This window comes from Vibrio sp. 2134-1 (genome assembly GCF_033339495.1).
Genome location: NZ_JAWOUS010000751.1, coordinates 1 through 572 on the forward strand (window position 1 = coordinate 1; position 572 = coordinate 572).

1 protein-coding gene is annotated in these 572 nt (G+C 44.1%); it reads right to left on the reverse strand.

The window, feature by feature from the left end; genetic code table 11:
- Window positions 1-572, reverse strand: a 572-nt coding sequence (locus tag R7R78_RS28330; RefSeq protein WP_225474877.1) for a hypothetical protein, incomplete at both ends; no start/stop codon positions are given.

Consider the following 572-nt stretch of genomic DNA (forward strand, 5'->3'; position numbering starts at 1 on the left):
CACTCAACGTTAACGTAAATACAGTGACACCATTCGCAAATGCTGTAATTTGCTTTCCACTGGAACTTAACGTGTAGCTAAGCTCATTATCAGAGACTGAGCTTGTAAGCCCTAATGCCTCTAACTTAGTAATGGATGCCCCACCAAAATACAAACTAGTCGGATCAGGGTTATCAGAGCCAGCAATCACATTAACACTGCCTTCGGTGGTTAATAATGCCTCTCCCAGAGGTACTTCTGCTGTGTTTATAGTAGCGCTGCCTACATAACCCGCTTGGCCATCTATAATGTCGATAGTTGCGGTTGCTACACCGTAATCTTTTGAATCATCGGCTGCGAGATAATCAAATACGATACTTTGCTCAACCGTGTGATCTAAGTTGCGACTGGCATTCAACTGCCAAGAGCCATCTGAAAATACGGTTAATTCACCCTTCTCTAGACTAAAACTTACTGAGCCACCATCAGGGACAGACTGGATCTCTCCTCCGGCTCTGACATATCGAATGTACAAGTCACCATCAATATCAATGTCATTCTCCAGTACATTGCCAGAAATGACTTGGCCTTCG